At 70.6% G+C, this 23,338-nt stretch carries 21 protein-coding genes and 1 riboswitch; of the genes, 11 read left to right on the top strand and 10 right to left on the bottom strand.

Annotation, left to right across the window (positions count from 1 at the left end; all coding sequences use genetic code 11):
• Nucleotides 1-28: 28 nt before the first annotated feature.
• Nucleotides 29-607, bottom strand: a complete 579-nt coding sequence (locus tag STRCI_RS18880; RefSeq protein ID WP_269660137.1) for a flavin reductase family protein — start codon at nt 605-607, stop codon at nt 29-31.
• A gap of 293 nt (nt 608-900) precedes the next feature.
• On the opposite strand from STRCI_RS18880, the gene cdgB reads away from it, so the two are divergent.
• Nucleotides 901-2,550 carry a diguanylate cyclase CdgB gene (gene cdgB, locus STRCI_RS18875; RefSeq protein ID WP_269660136.1) on the top strand — a complete coding sequence of 550 codons (1,650 nt, stop codon included), beginning with the start codon at nt 901-903 and terminating at the stop codon, nt 2,548-2,550.
• 117 nt (nt 2,551-2,667) lie between these two features.
• Complete coding sequence (locus STRCI_RS18870) at nt 2,668-3,591, top strand: carbohydrate-binding protein (protein ID WP_269660135.1); 924 nt, start codon at nt 2,668-2,670, stop codon at nt 3,589-3,591.
• A gap of 10 nt (nt 3,592-3,601) precedes the next feature.
• On the opposite strand, the gene STRCI_RS18865 is transcribed toward STRCI_RS18870, so the two are convergent.
• The 5 genes from STRCI_RS18865 to STRCI_RS18845 form a co-directional block, all read right to left on the bottom strand.
• On the bottom strand, nt 3,602-4,540 hold the full coding sequence (locus tag STRCI_RS18865; protein ID WP_269660134.1) for a hypothetical protein: 939 nt from the start codon (nt 4,538-4,540) through the stop codon (nt 3,602-3,604).
• A 102-nt stretch (nt 4,541-4,642) separates the two neighbouring features.
• Complete coding sequence (locus tag STRCI_RS18860; protein ID WP_269660133.1) at nt 4,643-5,101, bottom strand: hypothetical protein; 459 nt, start codon at nt 5,099-5,101, stop codon at nt 4,643-4,645.
• A 173-nt stretch (nt 5,102-5,274) separates the two neighbouring features.
• Nucleotides 5,275-6,207, bottom strand: a complete 933-nt coding sequence (locus tag STRCI_RS18855) for a 1-phosphofructokinase family hexose kinase (protein ID WP_269660132.1) — start codon at nt 6,205-6,207, stop codon at nt 5,275-5,277.
• A 116-nt stretch (nt 6,208-6,323) separates the two neighbouring features.
• Nucleotides 6,324-7,481 (bottom strand): N-acetylglucosamine-6-phosphate deacetylase, encoded by a 1,158-nt coding sequence (gene nagA / locus STRCI_RS18850; protein ID WP_269660131.1) that lies wholly within the window; start codon nt 7,479-7,481, stop codon nt 6,324-6,326.
• Nucleotides 7,481-8,425, bottom strand: a complete 945-nt coding sequence (locus STRCI_RS18845; RefSeq protein WP_269660130.1) for an ROK family protein — start codon at nt 8,423-8,425, stop codon at nt 7,481-7,483. The genes nagA and STRCI_RS18845 overlap by 1 nt, the downstream gene beginning before the upstream one ends.
• A gap of 109 nt (nt 8,426-8,534) precedes the next feature.
• On the opposite strand from STRCI_RS18845, the gene STRCI_RS18840 reads away from it, so the two are divergent.
• The 3 genes from STRCI_RS18840 to otsB all read left to right on the top strand — a co-directional run bounded on the left by STRCI_RS18840 (nt 8,535) and on the right by otsB (nt 10,997).
• Nucleotides 8,535-9,803, top strand: coding sequence for an ABC transporter substrate-binding protein (locus tag STRCI_RS18840; RefSeq protein ID WP_269660129.1), 1,269 nt, complete (start codon nt 8,535-8,537; stop codon nt 9,801-9,803).
• Nucleotides 9,804-9,840: 37 nt separating this feature from the next.
• Nucleotides 9,841-10,074 carry a DUF3263 domain-containing protein gene (locus STRCI_RS18835; RefSeq protein ID WP_269660128.1) on the top strand — a complete coding sequence of 78 codons (234 nt, stop codon included), beginning with the start codon at nt 9,841-9,843 and terminating at the stop codon, nt 10,072-10,074.
• Between the two features lie 74 nt (nt 10,075-10,148).
• Nucleotides 10,149-10,997 carry a trehalose-phosphatase gene (gene otsB / locus STRCI_RS18830; RefSeq protein ID WP_269660127.1) on the top strand — a complete coding sequence of 283 codons (849 nt, stop codon included), beginning with the start codon at nt 10,149-10,151 and terminating at the stop codon, nt 10,995-10,997.
• Here otsB and STRCI_RS18825 read toward each other — a convergent pair whose 3' ends face one another.
• Both STRCI_RS18825 and STRCI_RS18820 read right to left on the bottom strand, forming a co-directional pair.
• Nucleotides 10,998-12,419, bottom strand: a complete 1,422-nt coding sequence (locus STRCI_RS18825; RefSeq protein WP_269660126.1) for an alpha,alpha-trehalose-phosphate synthase (UDP-forming) — start codon at nt 12,417-12,419, stop codon at nt 10,998-11,000.
• 62 nt (nt 12,420-12,481) lie between these two features.
• Complete coding sequence (locus tag STRCI_RS18820; protein ID WP_269660125.1) at nt 12,482-13,426, bottom strand: glucosyl-3-phosphoglycerate synthase; 945 nt, start codon at nt 13,424-13,426, stop codon at nt 12,482-12,484.
• 140 nt (nt 13,427-13,566) lie between these two features.
• A riboswitch (SAM riboswitch) is annotated at nt 13,567-13,706 on the top strand.
• An 18-nt stretch (nt 13,707-13,724) separates the two neighbouring features.
• On the opposite strand from STRCI_RS18820, the gene thrC reads away from it, so the two are divergent.
• The 6 genes from thrC to STRCI_RS18790 all read left to right on the top strand — a co-directional run bounded on the left by thrC (nt 13,725) and on the right by STRCI_RS18790 (nt 20,861).
• Nucleotides 13,725-15,008: a threonine synthase gene (gene thrC, locus STRCI_RS18815; protein WP_269660124.1), complete on the top strand. Its 1,284-nt coding sequence runs from the start codon at nt 13,725-13,727 to the stop codon at nt 15,006-15,008.
• A gap of 59 nt (nt 15,009-15,067) precedes the next feature.
• Entirely contained in the window at nt 15,068-15,343 is a 276-nt protein-coding gene (locus tag STRCI_RS18810) for a MoaD/ThiS family protein (RefSeq protein WP_015659606.1), read from the top strand.
• 430 nt (nt 15,344-15,773) lie between these two features.
• Nucleotides 15,774-15,977: a cold-shock protein gene (locus STRCI_RS18805; protein WP_004986573.1), complete on the top strand. Its 204-nt coding sequence runs from the start codon at nt 15,774-15,776 to the stop codon at nt 15,975-15,977.
• Between the two features lie 332 nt (nt 15,978-16,309).
• Nucleotides 16,310-17,932: a chaperonin GroEL gene (gene groL / locus STRCI_RS18800; RefSeq protein WP_015659607.1), complete on the top strand. Its 1,623-nt coding sequence runs from the start codon at nt 16,310-16,312 to the stop codon at nt 17,930-17,932.
• A gap of 198 nt (nt 17,933-18,130) precedes the next feature.
• Entirely contained in the window at nt 18,131-19,261 is a 1,131-nt protein-coding gene (locus tag STRCI_RS18795; RefSeq protein ID WP_269660123.1) for an NADH:flavin oxidoreductase, read from the top strand.
• 118 nt (nt 19,262-19,379) lie between these two features.
• Nucleotides 19,380-20,861 (top strand): MFS transporter, encoded by a 1,482-nt coding sequence (locus STRCI_RS18790; RefSeq protein ID WP_269660122.1) that lies wholly within the window; start codon nt 19,380-19,382, stop codon nt 20,859-20,861.
• A 58-nt stretch (nt 20,862-20,919) separates the two neighbouring features.
• Here the strand turns inward: STRCI_RS18790 and STRCI_RS18785 are convergent, their stop codons facing one another.
• Both STRCI_RS18785 and STRCI_RS18780 read right to left on the bottom strand, forming a co-directional pair.
• Nucleotides 20,920-21,885: a DUF6461 domain-containing protein gene (locus STRCI_RS18785; protein WP_269660121.1), complete on the bottom strand. Its 966-nt coding sequence runs from the start codon at nt 21,883-21,885 to the stop codon at nt 20,920-20,922.
• A gap of 66 nt (nt 21,886-21,951) precedes the next feature.
• Nucleotides 21,952-23,331, bottom strand: a complete 1,380-nt coding sequence (locus STRCI_RS18780; protein ID WP_269660120.1) for a PTS transporter subunit EIIC — start codon at nt 23,329-23,331, stop codon at nt 21,952-21,954.
• Nucleotides 23,332-23,338 lie beyond the last annotated feature (7 nt).

The raw sequence follows: 23,338 nt of genomic DNA, 5'->3' as shown, positions 1-23,338 counted from the left end.
GTTCACTCTCCGTCACTTGAATTCGTGTTCAGCCCAATTGGCGATAGCGACCGCGGAAATACATCAGTGGACCGCCGTCCGCGCTCGGCATCCTGGCCGTCAGGACCCGGCCGATGACGAGGGTGTGGTCGCCCGCCACCATCCGCTGCTCGGTCCGGCACTCCAGCTGCGCCAGCGCGCCGCCCACCAGCGCGGCGCCGGTCGCCTGACCGCGGACGTAGGGGATGTCCTCGAAGAGGAGGCGGTCGCTGATGCGGCCCTTCATGGCGAAGCGGCCGGCGATGTGCCGCTGGCTCTCGGACAGCACCGAGACCGCCCACAGGGGCTGCTCGTCGAGCAGGTCGTCCATGCGCGCGCCGGTGCGCAGGCTGACCAGCACCAGGGGCGGGTCCAGGGAGACCGACAGGAACGCCGTCGCCGTCATGCCCACGTCCTCGCCCTTGGGGCCGTCCGGGGCGAGCGGGGGTTCGAAGGCGGTCACCAGGACCACGCCCGCGGCCAGCCGGGACATGGCGGCGCGGAACTCGTCGTTGCTCACCCCCTCAGCATGCCCGGCGAGGGGCGGTGCGGTGAGCGGGGCGGGCGGGGCGGGGGGAGTGTTCGGCACGCCGGAAACGCTAATCTCCAGTGCGGGGGAGTCGCATCGGGCCCGGGTCCGAGTACGGTCCTAGGACCTTCGGCGGACTCCGAAACTCTGCGTTCAGTAAACGCATGGGGGAAACACAGAAATCCCACTCAATTGTTCATCTTTAGCTGTGACTTGAGTCACAAGACCCGATAATTGTTGACCCTGTGTACCGAGTGGGCAGCGCGCTGTGATTCAGTGGCGGGGAAGCTGACGCAATCGATACGCCGATGAGAACCCTTGATTCGCTGCGAGGTCTCGGGGGGAGGGCGAGCATGGACTCCGAGTCGGAGCCGTACGTCCGTCTTGCGACCCTGCGGCAACTGCACCAGGTCATGGCGGACATGAACACCGCACGCAGCCTGGCGGACACGCTTCAGACCGTCGCCGACGGCGTCGTCACCGGCCTCGGCTACGAGCTGGCGTGCGTCAACCTGGTCCGGCAGGACGGCGACCTCGTCGTCGCCGCGCTCGCCGGCAACCCCGCCGCCGAGGCGCTGATCACCGGCCGGACCGGCTCGCGCGAGTCCTGGGAGCGTCGGCTGAGCATGGGCGAGGCCTGGGGCGACCTGAGATTCATCCCGCACACCGAGGGCTGGGTCCTCGACGACGACGACGTCCCGCAGTGGTACACCGACGGGCCCGCGCCCCGCTTCGAGGACGAGTGGCACCCCTCGGACCGGCTCTTCGCGCCCATGTACACGCCGGGCGTGCACGGCGGCGCGAGCGGCGAGCTGATCGGCGTCCTGTCCGTGGACCGCCCGCGCAACGGCCGGCTGCCGGGCGCGTGGGGGCGCGAGGCCCTGCAGATGTACGCGTTCCAGGCCGCCATCGCGATCAGCAACGCCCGGCTGCGGGCCAACATGCAGCGCGCCCTGGTCCGCCTGGAGCGCGAGCAGCAGGCGCTGCGGGCCAGCGAGGAGAGCTTCCGGCAGGCCTTCGAGTACGCCCCCTCGGGCATGGCGATCGCCGAGATGGGCGGTGATCAGCACGGCCGCATCCTGCGCACCAACGACGCCCTGTGCCGGCTGCTCGGCCGCCCCGCCTCCGCGATGCGCCGCTACTCCTTCTCCGACCTCGTCCACCCCGAGGACATCGGCACCCTGCTGCGGACGTCGGCGGAGGGCGGCCGCGCGGAGCTCCGCCTGGGCCGCCGCGACGGCACCTATGTGTGGGTGTCGTTGCGCAACAGCGTCGTCGCCGACGCGGCCGACGGCCCCCGTTTTCTCCTCACCCACGTCGAGGACATAGAGGATCGCAAGCGGCGTGAGCTCCAGCTCGCCCACCGCGCCTCGCACGACTCCCTGACCGGTCTGCCGAACTCCGCCGAGCTGCGCGCCCGGCTCTCCTCCCGGCTCTGTCAGCGCCCCACCGCCGGCGCCCTGGAGTCCCTGGACGCCGCCTACGGCCACCCCGCCTACGACGTCAACGGCCACGGCTTCGACTTCCGCCCCGGCACCGACAGCCTCGACGGCTACGACCACCATGTGCACACCGTCGCCCCTGAGAGTGAACGTGACGACGGCACCAAGGGGCTCGCGGTGCTCTTCTGCGACCTCGACGGCTTCAAGTCGATCAACGACCGGTTCGGCCACAACGCGGGCGACGCGGTTCTCATCGAGGTGGCCCGCCGGCTGACCCGGGGCGTCCGCGACGGCGACACGGTGGCCCGGCTCGGCGGCGACGAGTTCGTGGTGCTGGCCGACGGGCTCGGCCGGGCCGACGCCCAGGACCTCGCCGTACGGCTGCGCAACGAGATCATCCAGCCGATCCGGGTCGACGGACGCGCCATGCGGGTGGGCGCCAGCTTCGGCATCGGGTGGGCGCACTGCGGCATGACCGCGGACGAGGTGCTGAAGTCGGCCGACGAGCGGATGTACGTAGAGAAACGATCTCGTCCCAAACAGCACAGACGTGCGGGTTGATCCCCAGGTCAGCGAGCTGATGAGGTCCGAGTCACCCGTTTGGGCGTGCCAGAGCGGGTAGGCTCGCCCTTCGTCACACGTACCGAATCCGCCCGCACCTGGTGAGGAGACCAAGGGATGACGTCCGGCAACAACGGCGCCAATACGCCCGAGGACGACGACCCGTTCGGCTACCTCTACGCCGACGGGCAGGCCAATGGCGCCCAGCCGCCGTCCGGGGGCTACGGCTACCCGAACTCGGTGAACCGGGTGCGCTCGGTCGGCCAGCGGCAGTACGGCCAGCAGGCGCCGACGGCGGGCTACGGCCAGGTGCCGCAGCAGCCGAGCGCCCACTACGCGGCTCCCGAGACCCTCCCGGGCGGCGCCCCGACCACCCAGCAGGCCCCGGCCTACGGCGGCGGCAACGGCCGCGGGCGCGGGCCCAACACCAAGGGGCTGCTGATCGGCGCCATCGCGGTGGTCGCGGCGGTCGTGATCGGCATCGCGGTGGCGATGGCGGGCGGCGACGACGACAAGGGCGACAAGGGCAACCAGGCCGACTCCACGCCGACCCAGGCGGAGAGCAAGGACCCGACGCCTTCGCAGGGCAGCAGCGCCGACGAGGAGAAAGAGCTGCCGAAGACCGACGCGAAGGCGATGCGGCTCGGCGGTACGGCCGCGCTGGCCTCGGACATCCAGGGTGCCCAGTCGAGCGGGGGCGTGTACATCGGCGGCCTCAACGCGGTCGGCAGCTCGGTCACCTGGACGGTGGACGGCATTCCCGAGGACGGCGCCTACACGGTGTTCACGCGCTTCAGCGTCCCCGGCAAGGACCAGTCGATGACGCTCACCGTCAACGGCAAGGAGTTCGGCACCAAGCTGAGCCTTGAGAACTACGCGAATGCCCCCGAGGGCGACTTCGCCAAGGGCTGGACGACCACTTACTCGTGGCCGACCCTCAACAAGGGCACCAACACCATCGCGATCTCCTGCGCCAACGGCGACAAGTGCGACGTCCTCCTCGACCAGCTGTGGATCAAGGCGGGCCAGGTCAAGGAGTGAGCCGGACGGGTCAGTTCTTCTTCAGAATTGACTCGGCCCGTTCGACCATACTCAGCTGACTCCGCGACAGCTTGTTCAGGTCGCCTTTGTGCGGCCCGATCAGCTTTTTCTGGATCGCGGACTCGACGGCCAGCCAGGTCTGCGGGAGGCGCACGTCCAGTTTGCAGGTGACGTCCGCCTCGGCGACCGCGCGCTCCCGGTCGGAATAGTCCGCGTCGGCGAATTCAGGGTCGTCGGTCACTTTCAGCGGGGATTCGTAGGAATAGCCCGTGTCCTTCATGCATTTCGACCAGTCGGAAAAGACGTCGACGACCTTCGAGTCACGCAGCGAGAGTTCGTAGCTCTCTACGTCTATCCGCTGGGCCACGGCTATTCCGGGCTGTTCGTCGTGGTCGCCGTACACCGTGCCGCGGGCCTCGGTGCTGCAACCGCCCTTCGGGACGGCGCGCCCCTTGTACGTCGTCACCGGATCGCCGGAGCGGTTCCGGCCGCTCAGCAGCATCTGCTGGGTGGCGTCCGGGCGGGGCAGGGAAGCGTTGTCCGCCGGGCTGTCGGGCTGCTGATAGCCGTACCGCTTCGCCGAGTCGAGGTCCATCAGGCCGTACCGCCTGCTCGGCTCCTGGGCGGCGGTCGCGTCGGGCACCTCCCGGTGCGGGAGCGCCGTCGAGCTCAGCCGCCGTACGCAGGACTCCTGGAGCTTGATCTGGGCCCGGTCGAGGACGACCTGCTGCTCGCGGGTGAAGGCGTAGCCGGCGAGCGGGAGGGAAAGGACGAAGTCCTTCTGGGACGTCGCGGGGGCGGTGGCCGCCGGGTCGGCCTTCCGACCGGTGGTCCCGGCGCCCTGGGTGGCGGCGGTGTCGTCGTCGCCCGTGGCGAGGACGAGGGGTACGGAGACCGCCAGCGCGGCGGTGATACCGACCGCCGCCACGATTCCTGTCGAACGCTTCATGTGCCCGGATCTCTTCTCGGGGTCCGGACCCTCCCCTCCCGCGCGGCGGGCAGGCCGACGGGAGGGAAGGGCCCAGCGGACGTGACTGTCAGGGTGTGGCTGTCACCAGTTGAAGCAGTCCGTGGGGTGGTTGGCCTGGTAGGTGCCGAGCACCTGCTTCACGGACGCGTTCTCGTTGTACGTGCGCACCAGCTTCGGGCCGTTCTTCCAGGTCAGCTCGGTCGCCATGAAGCGGTCGCAGGGGCCGCCGTAGCCGCTGTTGTAGAACACGGTCATGGACGACGGATAGAAGCTGTCGTCGGCACGGAACTTCGCCGAGGCGGAATTGTTCTTCACCGCCTGGCCCTGGCCGGCACCGGCGTAGGGGTACGTGTAACCGGCCAGGTTGGATATGCTGCCGCCGCCGATGGTAATGAATGAACCTTCGTATGCGCTGTTGTAGAACAGCTGGATGCACGGGCGCTCGGTATAGCAAGTGCCGGTCACCGCGGCAGATGCCGGAGCGGCGTTGAGGAGACTTGCCCCCGTGATGAGTGCGGCCGTTCCGAGAACGCTGCCCAAGGTGCGTGCTTTACTCACAATTCCCCTTCGTTCTTCTGTTGTAGTCGGCTGACCGCTGCCGAGCGTAGCAGAATTCTTCGTATTCTCTTCAACCGTTTATCGGCATGGGCGTATTGCGTAATTCGCCACGTCGGCAATTGTCGAATGTCGGGCGAATTGCCCCGGCGGAAGTCTCAGGCCGCGCTGGCCTCGCCCGTCACCGCTATCCGCCCGAGCAGGTCCTCATAGGCCCCCCGGTCGAACTCCCCGGCCACCGGTGCCAGCACGCTCGCCGCCGACAGCGCCGCCGCGCGGGCCAGACGGTCCGGCCAGGGCAGGTTCTCGACCAGGCCCGACAGCAGGCCCGCGACCGCCGCGTCGCCCGCGCCGGTCGGGTTGCCGCGCAGTGTGCGGGGCGGGGCCGCACGCCAGCGGCCCTCCGGGGTGTGCGCCAGCAGGCCCGCGGCGCCCAGGGAGGCGACCACCGCATGCGCCCCGCGTCGGCGCGCCTCCTGGGTGGCCCGCAACGGCTCGTGCGAGCCGGTGAGTTCGGCCAGCTCGTCGGCGTTGGGCTTGACGAGGTCGGGGCGGGCCGCGATGGCGCGGCGCAGGGGTTCGCCGCTGGTGTCCAGCAGCACGGGCACGCCCGCGGTGCGTGCCGCGCGGACCAGCCCGGCGTAGGCGCCCACCGGGACGCCCGGCGGGAGGCTGCCGCACAGGGCGACCGCGTCGGCGGACGGGAGCAGGGCGGCGTAGGACTCCTGGAAGGCGGACCACTCGACGGGGGTGACCAGCGGGCCCGGTTCGTTGAGCTGGGTCGTGTCGCCGGACAGGTCGTCGACGACCGCGATCGTGCGCCGGGTGGTGCCGGTGCCGAGCGGGACGAAGGCGTCCCGCACCCCGTCGGTGGCGGCGAGCAGTTCGCGTACGACCCGGCCCGTGGCGCCGCCCGTGAAGCCGGTGGCGGTCACCTCGTGGCCGAGCGTCGCCAGGACCCGGGCCACGTTGAGGCCCTTGCCGCCGGGGCGTTCGAGGACCTCGGAGACCCGGTGGGAGGTGTGCGGGCTGAGTGCCCGTACGCGATAGGTGATGTCGAGAGCGGTGTTCAGTGTGACCGTGAGGATCACCTGGGCCGACCTCCCCCCGAAAAAGTGGTGCCGTCTCTTCCGGTCACGATCATGCCAAACAGACGGCGGTCGTCCCAGCCCTCGGAACGACCGCCGCCGCGCTACTGCCGGACGGATCAGCCCAGTTGGGGACCGATCACCCATTCCCCCCGCCGCAGCACGCCCTTGAGGTCGAAGGCGGAGTCCAGAAGCACCAGGTCGGCGTACTTGCCGGGCTCCAGGGAGCCGATCGTGTCGGACATCCCCAGCAGCCGGGCCGGGTTGGCGGACAGCGCCGTCACCGCGTCCGGGACGGACAGCCCGTCGACGGTCACCGCGCGCTTGAAGGCGCGGTCCAGGGTGAGGGTGGAGCCGGCGATCGAGCCGCCCTCCACCAGGCGGGCGACGCCGTCGGCGACCTCCACCTCCAGCGGGCCGAGCATGTAGCGGCCGTCACCGAAGCCCGCCGCGTCCATCGCGTCGGTGATGAACGCGACCCGGTCGGCGCCCGCGTGATGGAACGCCAGCTGGAGGGAGGCGGGGTGCAGATGGGTGCCGTCGTTGATCAGCTCGACGGTGATCCGGTCGTCCTCCAGCAGCGCCGCGATCGGTCCCGGGGCGCGGTGGCCGAGCACGGGCATCGCGTTGAACAGGTGCGTGGCCACGGTGGCGCCCGCGTCGATCGCCTCGACGGTCTGCTCGTACGTCGCGTCCGTGTGCCCGATCGCCGCGATGACGCCGTGTTCGGCGAGCAGCCGTACGGAGTCGATGCCGCCGGGGAGTTCGGTGGCGAGGGTGACCATCCGGGCCTGGCCGCGGGCGGCGTCGATCAGCTTGCGGACGTCGGCGGGGTCGGGGTCGCGCAGCAGCTCCTCGGAGTGCGCGCCCTTGCGGCAGGGGGAGATGAACGGGCCCTCGAAGTGGATCCCGGCGATGTCGCCCTGCTCGGCGAGTTCGGAGAGCAGGCCGGCGCGCTGGGCGAGGAAGTCCATGTCGCCGGTGACGGTGGAGGCGACGAGGGTGGTGGTGCCGTGCCGGCGGTGGGTGTCGATGCCGCTGAGCACTTCGTCGACGGTTCCCGAGGTGAACGAAGCCCCGCCCCCGCCGTGGTTGTGGATGTCCACGAAGCCGGGTACCAGGTAGTGGCCGGATACGTCGATGACCTGGGCGTTCTCCTGGGCGGTCGAGGCGATCCGGTCGCCCTCGACGACGACTTGGCCTTCGTCCACGACTCCTGTGGGAAGAGCCACGCGCGCGCCCTTGAGTACCAGCTGCGGGCCGGTGGGGGTTGCCATCAGGTCGTTTCCTCCTGGATCCGAGTTGTAGTGGTCAGCAGGTCCCAGGCCAGCAGCCCGGCGCCCAGACATCCCGCCGCGTCCCCCAGCGCCGCCGGGACGATCGTCGGCAACTTCTGGAACGTGACCCTCCGCCGGACGGCGTCCCGCAGTGGTGTGAACAAGGTTTCCCCCGCCTCGGCGAGGCCGCCACCGATGATCAGGGTGCGCGGGTCCAGCAGGGTGAGGGCGGTGACCAGGCCGTCGGCGAGGGCGTCGACGGCGTCCTGCCAGACTCGTACGGCGTTCGGGTCGCCGGACGTGACGGCCTTGGCGCAGTCGGCTGCGTCCGCCGAGGGGTCGCCGCTCGCCGCCGCCCATGCCTCGCTGACCGCCGCCGCGGACGCCAGCCGCTCCAGGCAGCCGCGCTGGCCGCAGGGGCAGGGCGGGCCGCCGGGGCGTACGACGACATGGCCGATCTCGCCCGCGAAACCGTGCGCCCCGGCCTCCACCCGGCCGTCCACGCCGATCGCGCCCGCGATGCCGGTGCCCAGCGCCACGAACAGGAAGCGGTCCGCGCCCTTGCCCGCGCCGATCCGGCCCTCGGCGAGGCCGCCGGTGCGCACGTCGTGGCCGAGCGCGGCCGGGATGCCCAGCTCGGCGCCTATCAGCTCACGCAGGGGTACGTCGCGCCAGCCCAGGTTGGCGGAGTAGGCGGCGATACCGGCCGCCTCGTCGACGATGCCGGGGACGGCGACACCGGCCGCGGCGGCGGGCTCGCCCAGGGACTTCGAGCCGTGGGCGCGCAGCTCGGCGGCGAAGCCGAGGATGTTGGCGACGACCGCGTCGGGGCCGCGCTCGCGTCCGGTCGGCCGACGGGCCTGGTGCAGCAGCGCGCCGTCCGCCCCGACCAGGGCGGCTTTCATACCGGTGCCGCCCACGTCGAGGGCGATGACATGTCTCACGGGGGACAGTGTGGCCCTTATACCTGTGAGAGGTCTAGTCCACTACGTGGTGTAGACCTTATGGTTTGCTTCGAAAATTTTCGCGACGGGTCAGTTGGGGCTGGGATTTATGCGGCGGCGTAGGACAGGAATGATTGCGGTGGTGTCCGCACTGGGCATGACAGCGGTCCTGGGCGGCTGCGGGCTGACCGGGGGATCGGACGAGGTCACGCTGCGACTTGTCGCCGCGGACTACGGCGACAGCGCGGCCAACAGCTCCGAGAAGTACTGGAACTCCCTGGTCGAGGCGTACGAGAAGGACCACCCGGACGTCAACGTCGAGGTCAGCATTTACTCCTGGACCGACGTCGACCGGAAGGTGAAGGAGCTGGTCGACGCGGGGAAGGCGCCGGACCTGGCGCAGATCGGGGCGTACGCCGACTACGCGAAGGCGGGCAAGCTGTACACCGCCAGCGAGCTGCTCTCCATCACCACCCAGGCCGACTTCCTCCCGCAGCTCGCTGCCGCGGGCGCGGTGAACGGGGCGCAGTACGGGATGCCCTTCGCCTCCTCCACGCGGCTGCTCTTCTACAACAAGTCCCTCTTCGCCGACGCCGGCATCGAGGCCCCGCAGACCTGGCAGGGACTGGTCACGGCCGCCGAGGCACTGAAGGCGGACGGGGTGAAGTTCCCCTACGCCCTGCCGCTCGGTCCCGAGGAGGCGCAGGCCGAGACCATGCAGTGGCTGCTCAGCGGCCGGGGCGGCTACACCGACCCCAACACGGGCTCCTACGTCCTGGACTCCGACGAGAACGTCGAGACCTTCGACTGGCTGAAGTCCGAGCTGGTCGGCGAGGACCTCGTCGGTCCGGTCGAGCCCAAGTCGCTCGACCGCGCGGACGCCTTCGAGGCGTTCACCGACGGCGACGTCGGCATGCTCAACGGCCATCCCACGCTGATGAAGGCGGCCGCCGCGAAGGGCGTGAAGTTCGGCATGGTGCCGATGCCGGGCGTGGAGGGGCCGAGCCGGATCTCCATGGGCGTCGCCGACTGGATGATGGCGTTCAAGCAGAACGGCCACGCCGAGGAGGCCGGCGACTTCCTGGACTTCGTCTACGACGACGAGAACGTGCTCTCCCTCTCCCGCGAGTACGACCTGCTGCCCGTGACGACTCCGGTCTGGGACACCATGAGCGTGGCGAAGGAGGACGCGGACCTGAAGCCCTTCCTGGACGCGCTCCCCACCTCCGAGCTCTATCCGGTGGGCCGTACCTCCTGGGCCGCGGTGAACGCGGCGATCAAGCAGAAGATCGGCCGGGCGGTGGCGTACGGCGGCGACCCGGCCACGGTGCTGCGCGAGCTCCAGGCGACGGCGGCGACCGAGGAGAACGCGGAGTAGGCGGCCCGCTGTCAGTGCCGGGAGCTACCGTGCTCGCATGGAACAGGAACCGCTGAACCCCGGGGAACAGGCCGTCCTGGCCCTGGAGCGGCGCGGCTTCCCGGGGCCCGGCGCGAAGGAGCGGGCGATACGGGAGGAGCTGGGGCTCGCCCCCGTCCGCTACTACCAGCTCCTCAACGCCCTCCTCGACGACCGGCGGGCGCTCGCCCACGACCCGGTGACGGTGAACAGACTGCGCCGGATACGGGAGTCGCGGAGGGCGGAGAGGTGACGCCCGGCCAACCCGTGGGCGGAGCTTTCCCGCGTTGCTGACCGGCGGGGCCGTAGCTGGATAAGGTCCCTCGTATGGGCAGCCACACGGACTCGACCCCCTTGCCGGACCCTGCCACCCCCGCTGGACGGGCCGGTCTCGACGCGATCCTTGCCGACCCGGGGCGCGCGGTGATCGCCCTCGACTTCGACGGGACGCTCGCACCGATCGTCCCGGACCCCGAGCAGGCCCGCGCCCACCCGGACGCGGTGCCCGCGCTCGCCGCGCTCGCGCCGAAGGTGGCCGCCGTCGCGGTGCTCACCGGACGCCCGGCCGGCGTCGCGGTCCGCTACGGCGGATTCGCCGGCGTCTCCGGTCTGGAGCACCTCGTCGTCCTCGGCCACTACGGCGCCGAGCGCTGGGACGCGGTCACCGGCACGGTCTCCGCGCCCGCGCCCGACCCCGGGGTCGCCGCGGTCCGCGCCGAACTGCCCGGCGTCCTCGACGGCGTCGGCGCCTGGCACGGCACCTGGATCGAGGAGAAGGGCCGCGCGGTCGCCGTGCACACCCGGCGGGCCGCCGATCCGCAGGCCGCGTTCGAGGCGCTGCGCGCACCGCTCGGCGAACTCGCCGCCCGCCACGGCCTGATCGTCGAACCGGGCCGCATGGTCCTGGAGCTGCGCCCGCCCGGCATGGACAAGGGTGTCGCCCTGCTGGACTACATCCGCGAGATCGACGCCGGCTCGGTCCTCTACGCCGGTGACGACCTCGGCGACCTCCCCGCCTACGCGGCCGTGGAGAAGCTCCGCCTGGACGGCACCCCCGGCCTGCTGGTGTGCAGCGGCAGCGACGAGGTCCCGGAACTGGCGGAGAAGTCGGACGTGGTGGTGGGGGGCCCGCAGGGCGTGGCGGGCCTGCTCAGCGCCTTGGCGGACCGCCTGTAGTCAGGAGCCGGTGAGTGCCGTCAGCTGGTCCAGGAACCACTGCGACGGCGGCAGGGCGGTCGCCGCCGCCGACAGCCGCTTGGCGCGCTCCGCCCGCTCCTCGGGGGCCATGGTGAGCGCCTCGTGCAGGGCGTTCGCGGTGCCCAGGATGTCGTAGGGGTTCACCACGAGCGCGTCCTCGCCCAGTTCCGCGTACGCCCCCGCCTCCCGCGACAGGACCAGTACGCAGCCCTCGTCGGAGACGACCGGCACCTCCTTGGCGACCAGGTTCATCCCGTCCCGGACCGGGTTGACCAGGGCCACGTCGGCGAGCCGGTACGCGGCCAGGGACCGCGCGAAGTCGTCCTTGACGTGCAGCACGACCGGGGTCCACCCCGGCGTCCCGTACTGGGAGTTGATCTCGTCCGCCAGCCGCTGCACCTCGGCGGTGTAGTCCCGGTAGACGGCGAGGTCCTGCCGGGAGGGGTAGGCGAAGGCCACGTGCACGACCCGCTCGCGCCACTCGGGGCGGTCGTCGAGGAGCTGCCGGTACGCCAGCAGTCCGCGCACGATGTTCTTCGACAGCTCGGTCCGGTCGACCCGGACGATCGTCTTTCGGGCGGCCCCGGAGGGCCCGGCCCCGATTTCCGCCCGCAGCCCGGTGATCCGCTCCTCGACGTCCGCCTCGTGCGAGCGGGCGCGCAGGAACTCGGCGTCGGCCCCGAGGCCGTGCACACCGACCTCGGTGTCCCCGAGCCCGCCCGTCAGCTCGGTGCAGCAGACGGTGAAGGCGTCCGCCCAGCGCCGGGTGAGGAAGCCGAGCCGGTCGGCGCCGAGCATGCCCTCCAGCACCTCGCGCGCCACCTGGTCGGGCAGCATGCGGAAGTAGTCCACCGGGGCCCACGGGGTGTGCGAGAAGTGGCCGATCCGCAGGTCGGGGCGGAGCTTGCGGAGCAGTCCCGGCACCAGCGTCAGGTGGTAGTCCTGCACCAGGACCGCCGCACCCTCGGCCGCCTCGTCGGCCAGCGCCTCGGCGAAGGCCCGGTTGTAGCGGGTGTAGTTCTCCCACTGCCGCCAGAAATCGGCGTCGAACACCGGTTCTAGCGGAGTCTGGTAGAGCATGTGGTGCACGAACCACAGCACGGAGTTGGCGACGCCGTTGTACGCGTCCGCGTGCACCTCGGCCGGAATCGGCAGCATCCGCACGCCGTCCTCGCCGACCCCGCGCCGTACCGCCTCGCGGTCGCCGTCGGAGAGCGCCGAGCAGACCCACAGGGCGCCGGCGTCCGGGCCGATGGCCGAGAGTCCTGAGACCAGTCCGCCGCCCCCGCGCCTGGTGCGCAGTGAGCCGTCCTGCTGGACCTCGTAGGAGACCGGGCCGCGGTTCGACGCGACCAGCACCTGGGCGGCACCGCGGGCGGAAGCCACATGCGTGGAAGCCATGTGCTCCAACCTAGCCCGTGCCGTAAACGCTCAAACGTACGAGCCGCTGGACGAGACGAGGGTTACGCCACCTTGCGGGAGGCGTACTCCGCGATCTCCACCATCGGCGGCCGCTCCTCGGTGTCCACCGAGTACGTCCGCGGCTCGAAACCGTCCTCGCCGCGCTCGAACTGGGTCAGCGAGGGGCGGACGAGATGCCCGCGGGCCAGCCGGAGCTGGGCGGTGCGGTAGATCGCGGCGGACATCCGGCCGAGCGCCTGCCCGTCCTGGTGCCGGTGCTTGCGCACCCCGACGTCCACCTGGGCCAGCGCGTCCAGGCCCACCAGATGCAGGGCGTCGATCAGCATGCCGAGCTCCACGCCGTAGCCGACCGGGAAGGGGAGCTGCTCCAGCAGGGAGCGGCGGGCCGCGTACTCCCCGCCGAGCGGCTGGACGAACCCGGCCAGCTGCGGCCAGTGCATGTTCAGCAGCGGGCGGGCCATCAGCTCGGTGACCCGGCCGCCCTGGCCGGCGGCCCCGCCGAGCGGACGGTCGTACATCGCCTTGACCAGGTCCACCCCGGGGTCGGTGAGCAGCGGGCCGACGATGCCGGAGACGAAGTCCGAGGAGAACTCCTTCAGGTCCGCGTCGATGAAGCAGACGATGTCGCCCCGGGTGACCAGCAGCGAGCGCCACAGCACCTCGCCCTTGCCGGGCACCGCGGGGATCCGCGGCAGGATCGCGTCCCGGTGCACCACGGTCGCCCCGGCCGCCGCGGCGACCTCGGAGGTCCGGTCGGCCGAACCGGAGTCCACCACCACGATCTCGTCGACCAGCGGGACCTGCCGCATCAGGTCGTGCCGGATCACCGCGACGATGTCCCCGACCGTCTCCTCCTCGTTGAGCGCGGGCAGCACGACGGAGACCGTCTGGCCAGTGCGCTGCTTGGCCGCCAGGACCTGGTGGAGCGGGCGGTCGGTCACCGACCAGGAGCGGGTGGCCAGCCAGCGCTCGACTTCGTTCAGCACAGTGCGCGGCTCCTCTTCTGTCTGTGATCCATCTCGCGGTTCGGACGACTATCTCAACTGTCCAGGTCGTCGGTTACAGTCTTGAACAACGCGGATGACCATCGCATGTCCGGGATGGCCCGACGTTCACAACTTCATACCGCTCATCCAGAGGGGCAGAGGGATACGGCCCGATGAAGCCCCGGCAACCCTCCAGTCGGCTCTCGTTCACGCGAGGCTCCCGGCTTGGGAAGGTGCCAAATCCGTCTCACGGCGAGATGCGTCGTGAGGAAGATGAGGAGAAAGGGCCTCGCCTCACATGGCTGTGCAGACTGTCGCAAACACCGGAAATCCCACCGTCGACCTCGGTCCCGCCGCTGCCCTGAGCTGCCGCGAATGCGGCCACCGCGTGCCTCTCGGCCCGGTCTTCGCATGCGAGGAGTGTTTCGGCCCGCTGGAGATCGCCTACGACTTCTCGGCCTACGACACCGAGGAACTCCGCAAGCGCATCGAAGCGGGACCCGCGAACATCTGGCGGTACGCGCCGCTGCTGCCCGTCCCCGCGGACGTGGCCGACAAGCCCAACATCAACCCCGGCTGGACCCAGCTCGTCAAGGCCGACAACCTGGCCCGCGAGCTCGGCGTGACCGGCGGTTTGTATGTGAAGGACGACTCCGGCAACCCGACGCACTCCTTCAAGGACCGCGTCGTCGCCCAGGCGCTGGAGGCCGCGCGCGCCTTCGGCTTCACCACGCTCTCCTGCTCCTCCACGGGCAACCTGGCCGGTGCCGTCGGCGCCGCCGCCGCCCGCGCGGGCTTCCGCTCCTGCGTGTTCATCCCGCACGACCTGGAGCAGGGCAAGGTCGTCATGGCCGCGGTCTACGGCGGTGAGCTCGTCGGCATCGAGGGCAACTACGACGATGTGAACCGCTTCTGCTCCGAGCTGATCGGCGACCCGGCCGGCGAGGGCTGGGGCTTCGTCAACGTCAACCTGCGGCCGTACTACGCGGAGGGCTCCAAGACCCTCGCGTACGAGATCTGCGAGCAGCTCGGCTGGCAGCTCCCCGACCAGCTGGTCGTGCCGATCGCCTCCGGCTCGCAGCTCACGAAGATCGACAAGGGGCTCCAGGAGCTGATCAAGCTCGGGCTCGTCGAGGACAAGCCGTACAAGATCTTCGGTGCGCAGGCCGAGGGGTGCTCGCCGGTGTCGGTGGCCTTCAAGGCGGGCCACGACGTCGTCCGCCCGCAGAAGCCGAACACCATCGCCAAGTCGCTGGCCATCGGCAACCCGGCGGACGGGCCGTACGTCCTGGACATCGCGCGCCGGACCGGCGGTGCGGTGGAGGACGTGACCGATGAGCAGGTCGTCGAAGCGATCAAGATCCTCGCCCGGACCGAGGGCATCTTCGCGGAGACCGCCGGTGGTGTGACGGTGGGCGTCACGAAGAAGCTCATCGAGAACGGCGTCCTCGACCCGTCCCTGACCACGGTCGTCCTCAACACGGGCGACGGCCTCAAGACCCTTGACGCGGTGGCCGGTACGGGGCTCACGGCCACGATTCGCCCCAGCCTGGATTCGTTCCGCGAGGCCGGGCTCGTCTAGCCGCACATCGAGCACAGCCCCGCGCCCCTGGGTGCGTCGTCCTTCCGGAGGTTTTCATCGTGAGCGTTACCGTCCGCATCCCTACCATCCTGCGCACCTACACCGGTGGTGCCGCCGAGGTCGCCGCTGAGGGCGGCACTCTCGCCGAGGTCATTGCCGACCTGGAGAAGAACCACACGGGTATCGCCGCCCGGGTTCTCGACGACCAGGGCAAGCTGCGCCGGTTCGTCAATGTGTACGTCAATGACGACGACGTCCGCTTCGAGCAGGGGCTGGAGACGGCGACGCCCGACGGGGCCGGTGTTTCCATCATTCCGGCCGTCGCCGGCGGCTGATCGTTACCTTCGGTAACGTGCGTCACAGAGAGTTCATCGAATTGCCCTCTCCGTAAGACAAACGGAGGGGGCAATTCTGCATGGTTGAGCCCTGTAGAGTTGGGGAACGCGCTTCTCCCCGCATGCCGGAAGCATATGAGTACCGGCTTCCGATGCGACAAGAAGTAGCCAAAGTGTGCGCGCCTTTTGCGCCGTCTATGCCTTTTGTGGGGCCCGACTTGCCCTGAATTCGGGCGAATTCTCACTACATTCCGGACCGGACACGTCCAGAATTCTCGTCCGATTGACCTGTTGCAGACGGCAGTTGGACAGATACATTCAGCCGCGGTCGACGCGTTCCGGCGCACGCCCCCAAACCGTGGGGGGTGAGGTCTGACCCGGATCCGCGAAGTGCGGATCTGTGCAAGGGCCAGTAATAGGGGAGTTAGGCATGGCTCAGGGCACCGTCAAGTGGTTCAACGCGGAGAAGGGGTACGGCTTCATCGCGGTCGACGGTGGTGCGGATGTTTTCGTCCACTACAGCGCGATCCAGATGGACGGGTACCGCACCCTGGAAGAGGGCCAGCGGGTCGAGTTCGAGATCTCGCAGGGCCAGAAAGGCCCGCAGGCCGACATGGTTCGCGTCACTGCCTGAACGCGCGACCAACGAACCGCAAGCGACGTCTTCTGCTGAAGGGCTCGCACCTAGGGGACCCAACCCCCAGGGTGCGGGCCCTTCCGCGTGCCCGGACGCCGTCGGCGCACCGTCGCCGCACCCGCCCGATCCCCGAGAGCCGCTTGCACTCGCATGGGCCGAGTGCTAATCATTGGCGTTAGCACTCTGAAGGTGAGAGTGACAAAGAAGGACCGGGTCGGTGAGGCCCGCAGGCCGGGTGGGGCAAGGAACCACGAGGCAGGCAGGCCGTCCGTCGCGGGCGCGGGCGCGGTCCGAAGGAATCACCCCCAGTCCTGGAGGGACCACTTCACATGGCCAAGATCATCGCGTTCGACGAGGAGGCGCGGCGCGGCCTCGAGCGCGGCATGAACCAGCTCGCGGACGCCGTGAAGGTGACGCTCGGCCCCAAGGGCCGCAACGTCGTCCTCGAGAAGAAGTGGGGCGCCCCCACGATCACCAACGATGGTGTGTCCATCGCCAAGGAGATCGAGCTGGAGGACCCGTACGAGAAGATCGGCGCCGAGCTGGTCAAGGAAGTCGCCAAGAAGACGGACGACGTCGCCGGTGACGGTACGACCACCGCGACCGTGCTCGCCCAGGCGCTGGTCCGCGAGGGCCTGCGCAACGTCGCCGCCGGTGCCAACCCGATGGCCCTGAAGCGCGGTATCGAGAAGGCCGTCGAGGCCGTCTCCGCCGCCCTGCTGGAGCAGGCGAAGGACGTCGAGACCAAGGAGCAGATCGCCTCCACGGCCTCCATCTCCGCCGCCGACACCCAGATCGGCGAGCTGATCGCCGAGGCCATGGACAAGGTCGGCAAGGAAGGCGTCATCACCGTCGAGGAGTCCCAGACCTTCGGTCTGGAGCTGGAGCTCACCGAGGGTATGCGCTTTGACAAGGGCTACATCTCGGCGTACTTCGCCACCGACATGGAGCGTATGGAGGCGTCCCTGGACGACCCGTACATCCTGATCGCCAACTCCAAGATCGGCTCCGTCAAGGACCTGCTCCCGCTGCTGGAGAAGGTCATGCAGTCGGGCAAGCCGCTGCTGATCATCGCCGAGGACGTCGAGGGCGAGGCCCTGTCGACCCTGGTCGTCAACAAGATCCGCGGCACCTTCAAGTCCGTCGCCGTCAAGGCCCCGGGCTTCGGTGACCGTCGCAAGGCGATGCTGAACGACATCGCCATCCTCACCGGCGGCGAGGTCATCTCCGAGGAGGTCGGTCTCAAGCTCGAGAACACGACCCTCGACCTCCTGGGCAAGGCCCGCAAGGTCGTCATCACCAAGGACGAGACCACGATCGTCGACGGCGCCGGCTCCTCGGAGCAGGTCCAGGGCCGGGTCAACCAGATCCGCGCCGAGATCGAGAACAGTGACTCGGACTACGACCGCGAGAAGCTCCAGGAGCGCCTGGCCAAGCTCGCCGGTGGTGTCGCGGTCATCAAGGCCGGTGCCGCCACCGAGGTGGAGCTCAAGGAGCGCAAGCACCGCATCGAGGACGCCGTGCGCAACGCCAAGGCGGCCGTCGAGGAGGGCATCGTCGCCGGTGGTGGCGTGGCCCTGCTCCAGGCCTCCCAGGTGTTCGAGAAGCTGGAGCTCGAAGGCGACGAGGCCACCGGTGCCAACGCCGTGAAGCTCGCGCTGGAGGCCCCGCTCAAGCAGATCGCCGTCAACGGTGGTCTCGAGGGTGGCGTCGTCGTGGAGAAGGTCCGCGGTCTGCAGGTCGGCCACGGCCTGAACGCCGCGACCGGCGAGTACGTCGACATGATCGCCGAGGGCATCATCGACCCGGCGAAGGTGACCCGTTCCGCGCTGCAGAACGCCGCCTCCATCGCCGCGCTGTTCCTCACCACCGAGGCCGTCATCGCCGACAAGCCGGAGAAGGCCGCCGCGGCCGCTCCGGGCGGCATGCCGGGCGGTGACATGGACTTCTGATCGACCCCGGTCGATCAACGTCCTTACCGAGGGCGGCACCCCCTGTTCGATCGGGGGGTGCCGCCCTCGGGCATGTGTTGCCGGGGTCACGTCCGCGATGCGGATGCAGGGGAATGGGGCGCGGGGCCGTCGGGGTTGACGCTGAGGTGCGTTCAATGCGCGCGCACATACCATCCGGTACCCCCAAGGAGCCCCCACGTGACCGTCGCCGCATCCGAGGCCGCCTCGCGCGCCGCCGAGATCCTCTCCCGTCCGACCTCGATCAACGGCCTGACCGTCCCCAACCGCATCGCCATGGCGCCGATGACCCGGATGTTCTCCCCGGGCGGCGTCCCGGGCGAGGACGTGGTCTCGTACTACGCCCGACGCGCCGCGGCCGGTGTCGGTCTGATCGTCACCGAGGGCACGTACGTCGGACATGACTCGGCCGGGCAGAGCGACCGGGTGCCCCGGTTCCACGGCGCCGAGCAGCTCGCCGGGTGGACGAAGGTCGCCGACGCGGTGCATGCCGCGGGCGGCACGATCGTCCCGCAGCTGTGGCACATCGGGATGGTGCGCGAGCAGGGCCAGCCCCCGTTCGCCGACGCCCCCGCCGTCGGCCCCTCGGGTCTGCGCATCGGCGCCGACGAGCCCACCGGCAAGGCGATGACCCGGCAGGACCTGGACGACGTCATCGGCGCGTTCGCCGAGGCGGCGGCCGCCGCGGAGCGCATCGGCTTCGACGGCGTCGAGATCCATGGCGCCCACGGCTACCTCGTCGACCAGTTCCTGTGGGAGGGCACCAACCGCCGCTCCGACGCCTACGGCGGCGACCGGGTCGCCCGTGCGCAGTTCGGCGCGGAGATCGTGGCCGCCGTACGGGAGAAGGTCTCCGCCGACTTCCCCGTCCTCTTCCGTTACTCGCAGTGGAAGCAGGAGGCCTACGACGCCCGCCTCGCCGAGACCCCGGAGGAGCTGGACGCCATCCTCGCCCCGCTCGCTGCGGCCGGTGTCGACGCCTTCCACGCCTCCACCCGCCGCTACTGGCTCCCCGAGTTCGACGGCTCCGACCTGAACCTGGCCGGCTGGACGAAGAAGCTGACCGGCAAGCCCGCCATCACCGTCGGCTCGGTCGGTCTGGACGGCGACTTTCTCAAGGCGTTCCAGGGCGAGGGTGCCGCGGTCGGCAGCCTGGACAACCTCCTGGACCGCATGGAGCGCGAGGAGTTCGACCTGGTCGCCGTCGGCCGCGCCCTGCTCCAGGACCCGCACTGGGCGGAGAAGGTCCTGGCCGGCCGGGTCTCCGAGCTGGCCCCGTACGACGCGTCCTCGCTGAGGTCCCTCAGCTGATCCACGGATCAGGGGCCCGGGTCCGTCCCGGGCCCCTGACCTGCCTCCCTTGAGTAAGTCAATCAACTGACTTAAAGTTGCCTCGGTCAAGCTCTTTTGTGCCGACGGAGGCCCCTGCATGTCCGACACACTTGCTCAGCCCGCCCCGGCGGGGGGCTCCGCGCCGCCGCGGACGAATGCCGTGGTGGCGGTGCTCGCCTTCGCCGGCATCGTCGTCTCGCTGATGCAGACCCTCGTCATCCCGATCGTCCCGGAGCTGCCGAGGCTGCTGGACGCCCCGGCCTCGGACACCGCCTGGGCGGTCACCGCCACCCTGCTCGCCGCCGCCGTGGCCACCCCGGTCGTCGGCCGCCTCGGTGACATGTTCGGCAAGCGGCGGATGCTGCTCGTGAGCGCCGTCATGCTGGTCGCGGGCTCGCTGGTGTGCGCGCTCAGCGACTCCCTGGTCCCGATGATCATGGGCCGGGTGCTCCAGGGACTCGCCTCCGGTGTGATCCCGCTCGGCATCAGCATCATGCGGGACGAGCTGCCCGCCGAGCGGCTGGCCTCCGCCACCGCCCTGATGAGCGCCTCCCTCGGCATCGGCGGCGCCCTGGGTCTGCCGGCCGCCGCGCTGATCGCCGACCACTACGACTGGCACATGCTGTTCTGGGCCTCGGCCGCGCTCGGCGCCGTCGCCACCGTGCTGGTCCTGCTCTTCGTGCCGGAGTCCAGGGTCCGCACCGGCGGCCGCTTCGACCTCGTCGGCGGTCTGGGCATGGCGGCCGGACTGGTCTGTCTGCTGCTCGGCATCTCCAAGGGCGCCGACTGGGGCTGGACCAGCTCCACCACGCTCGGTCTGTTCGCCGCGGCCGTCGTCGTCCTGCTGGCGTGGGGCTGGTGGGAGCTGCGGGTGCAGCAGCCGCTGGTCGATCTGCGCACCACCGCCCGCCGTCAGGTGCTCGTCACCAACCTCGCCTCGATCGCCGTCGGCTTCGCGATGTTCGCGATGTCCCTGGTGCTGCCGCAGCTCCTTCAGCTGCCCGAGCAGACCGGGTACGGCCTCGGCCGGTCGATGCTGGTCGCCGGTCTGGTCATGGCGCCCTCCGGCCTGGTCATGATGGCCACCGCGCCGGTCTCGGCCGCCGTCTCCAAGGCCAAGGGGCCCAAGGTCACCCTGATGATCGGCGCCCTGATCGTGGCCGCCGGTTACGGTCTGAACATCCTTCTGATGTCCGAGGTCTGGCACTTCGTGCTGGTGTCCTGTGTCATCGGCGCCGGTATCGGCTTCACCTACGGCTCGATGCCCGCGCTCATCATGAGCGCCGTGCCCGCCTCCGAGACGGCCGCCGCGAACAGCCTCAACACCCTGATGCGGTCCATCGGCACCTCCTCGGCGAGCGCCATCGCCGGTGTACTCCTCGCGCAGATGACCACCGACTTCGGTGGCTCCGCCCTGCCCTCCGAGAACGGCTTCAAGGTGGTCCTGGCCGTCGGCGCCGGAGCGGCCCTGCTCGCCTTCGTGGTCGCCTCCTTCATCCCGCGCCGGCGACCGGACCTCGCTCCGGCCGCGGTGGGCGAAGGGACCCCGGCACCGGCCGAGGCGGCCGCCAAGTCCTGAGCGCCGAGCCTGCGTCCGGCCCGCCGACCGTCCTCCCGCGACGGCCGGCGGCCCGTCGTCAGCGCGCCCAGTAGTCCCGCTCCGGCAACTCGACCCAGAGGTCCGGCGGACCGACGACCGCGCGGGCGTCCGTAGGGCGCAGCCCGGCGTACGCGAGGCAGTAGGCGACGGCGTGGTGGGTGTGGACGTAGGAGAACAGGACGTCCTCGGGGCCGTCCTCCGGGTCGGGTCCGCCGCCGGGGTGCAGATCCCAGCCCTCGCCCGCTCCGTCCCGGAAGACGCAACCCTGGTTGCCGCTCTTGGGGTTGGCGTACAGGCCGTAGGCCAGGGTGCCCGCGGACAGCAGCCGCATGACGACCGGCTGCTGGGGCGCGTAACCCCACGGCTGGGAGACGACACAGCCGCCCGGCACGGACGTCACGCCGACGAGGCGCAGGGTTTCGTCGAGGTCGAAGTCGAGCGGGTCCGCCAGCAGTTCGGCCATGAGCTCGGGGTCCGCCGGGGTCGCCGACAGCCGTCGTACGGCCTCCTCGGCGTCGATCCCGGTGACGCAGGCCAGCCCCAGGCCGTCGTAGTAGTACTCCCCGAGGGCCGATATGAGCCGTCGGCCCTCCTCCGCCACGGCTCGCTCGGTGTCCGTCAGCGTTCCCCGGACACCGGGGAACAGGTCCGGCTCGGGCCCGGCGAGGCTGAGCCGGGCCGGTGTCCAGCCGCCGAATCCGACCCACTCCGGGTCCGCCCCGGCGGCGAGCAGAGCGCGCGCGTTCTCCGTACGGCCGCCCACGACCGCCTCCCACAGCGCGGTCACCCCGTGCTCCAGCGCGTCCACGTCGGCCACCCGCCCGGCCAGTTCCGCGACGACCTCCGGGGAACCGAACAGCACCGCCCGGTGCAGCGGCCGGGACCCCCCGACGCCCCACCCCTCCGGATCGGCGCCCGCGTCGAGGCGGCGCCGTACGTCGTCGATGTCCTTCCAGCCCGTGTAGTCCATGCCGTCCCAGCCATGCCCCGACTGCCCTGTCACGGTGCCCCCTTCGGACCAGGTACGGACACCATCGCAGACACCACTGACAGTCGGCGGGCCGACTCGTCACCGGGACGAAGGGGACGGAAGGCTCTTGAGGCCGAAGGCGTACGTCGTCACGAAGCCCACCGCGTAGCCCGTCAGCAGGCCGCCCGCGTAGATGCCGGCCGTCCACCACAGCCGGCCGTTCCCCGCGAGCAACGGGAACAGGGCCCAGCCGGACGGGCCGATCGCCGTCGCGCCGACCTGGTCGCCCAGCATCGCGAAGCCGCCCACGAAGGCGCCGCCCGCCGCCCCGCCCACGCAGGCCGTCAGGAACGGGCGGCCCAGGGGGAGCGAGACGCCGTAGATCAGGGGCTCGCCCACACCCAGCAGGCCCGCCGGGAGCGCGGACCTGATCGTCGTCCGCAGGGAGGTGTCGTGGCGCAGCCGGACGTACACCGCCAGCGCCGCGCCCACCTGGCCCGCGCCCGCCATCGCCAGGATGGGGAGCAGGACGGTGTGGCCCTGCTGTTCGATCAGGGTGGTGTGGATGGGGATCAGGGCCTGGTGCAGGCCCAGCATGACCAGGGGGAGGAAGAGCCCGCCGAGGACGAGGCCCGCGAAGGCGCCGGTCGTGGAGAGCAGCCAGTTCGCGGCCGTGCCGATGGCGGTGGAGATCTCACCGGCCGCGTACATCAGGCCGTAGAGCGTGGCGAGGCCCGCGATCAGGACGGTGAGGGTGGGGGTGAGCAGGACGTCCAGCGTGCCCGGCATGCGGCGGCGGCAGTACTTCTCCACGTACGTCCCCAGAAGCGCCGCCGTCAGCGCGCCCAGCACTCCGCCCTGGCCGGGGGCGAGGGCCACCCCGAACGCGGTCACCTTCGCCACCCCCGGATACACCACGACCGCCGCGACGGCCCCGCCCAGGACGGGTGTGCCGCCGAACTCCTTGGCCGTGTTGTAGCCGACGAACACCGCGATCAGGGACATGAAGGCGGCGGCGAGCGCGGTGAGGGCGGGGGTGAGGCCGGGCAGCCACCCGAGGTTCAGCAGCAGGCCGTTGATCCCGGCCAGGATGCCGCAGCCGATCAGGGCCGGGATGAGCGGCACGAAGATGTTGGCGAGGCGGCGCAGCAGGAGCTTGCCCGGGGTGGCGTTGCGCGCCTTGCGGGCCGCCTTCAACTCTTCGCCCCGCAAGGCCAGTTGACCGGAGGCCGACGTCAGCAGCGCCTCGAAGTCCGAGGTCACCCGCGCGACCACCCCCGGCCCCAGCACGATCTGATACGTGTCGTCGTCGACGGTCCCGAGCACCCCGGGCACCGCCCGCAGCGCCTCCTCGTCCACCAGGGAGCGGTCGGCAAGGCCCAGGCGCAGCCGGGTCATGCAGTGGGCGACGGAGGTGATGTTCGCGGGGCCGCCGACCAGGGGGAGGATCGCGGCCGCGGTGTCGTACGAGGTGGTCACCCCCCGA

The organism is Streptomyces cinnabarinus, from assembly GCF_027270315.1.
In the GTDB taxonomy this organism is placed as follows: domain Bacteria; phylum Actinomycetota; class Actinomycetes; order Streptomycetales; family Streptomycetaceae; genus Streptomyces; species Streptomyces cinnabarinus.
The sequence above is the reverse complement of the archived record's forward strand: the minus strand, read 5'-3'. Positions and strand labels throughout refer to the sequence as shown.

Excerpts from the sequence above, each read along its gene's own strand:
- STRCI_RS18805 (WP_004986573.1), top strand. The coding sequence starts at position 15,774 with ATGGCTCAGGGCACCGTCAAGTGGTTCAACGCGGAGAAGGGGTACGGC.
- STRCI_RS18865 (WP_269660134.1), bottom strand. The coding sequence starts at position 4,540 with ATGAAGCGTTCGACAGGAATCGTGGCGGCGGTCGGTATCACCGCCGCG.
- STRCI_RS18840 (WP_269660129.1), top strand. The coding sequence starts at position 8,535 with ATGCGGCGGCGTAGGACAGGAATGATTGCGGTGGTGTCCGCACTGGGC.
- otsB (WP_269660127.1), top strand. The coding sequence starts at position 10,149 with ATGGGCAGCCACACGGACTCGACCCCCTTGCCGGACCCTGCCACCCCC.
- STRCI_RS18870 (WP_269660135.1), top strand. The coding sequence starts at position 2,668 with ATGACGTCCGGCAACAACGGCGCCAATACGCCCGAGGACGACGACCCG.
- STRCI_RS18790 (WP_269660122.1), top strand. The coding sequence starts at position 19,380 with ATGTCCGACACACTTGCTCAGCCCGCCCCGGCGGGGGGCTCCGCGCCG.
- nagA (WP_269660131.1), bottom strand. The coding sequence starts at position 7,481 with ATGGCAACCCCCACCGGCCCGCAGCTGGTACTCAAGGGCGCGCGCGTG.
- STRCI_RS18825 (WP_269660126.1), bottom strand. The coding sequence starts at position 12,419 with ATGGCTTCCACGCATGTGGCTTCCGCCCGCGGTGCCGCCCAGGTGCTG.
- groL (WP_015659607.1), top strand. The coding sequence starts at position 16,310 with ATGGCCAAGATCATCGCGTTCGACGAGGAGGCGCGGCGCGGCCTCGAG.
- cdgB (WP_269660136.1), top strand. The coding sequence starts at position 901 with ATGGACTCCGAGTCGGAGCCGTACGTCCGTCTTGCGACCCTGCGGCAA.
- thrC (WP_269660124.1), top strand. The coding sequence starts at position 13,725 with ATGGCTGTGCAGACTGTCGCAAACACCGGAAATCCCACCGTCGACCTC.
- STRCI_RS18835 (WP_269660128.1), top strand. The coding sequence starts at position 9,841 with ATGGAACAGGAACCGCTGAACCCCGGGGAACAGGCCGTCCTGGCCCTG.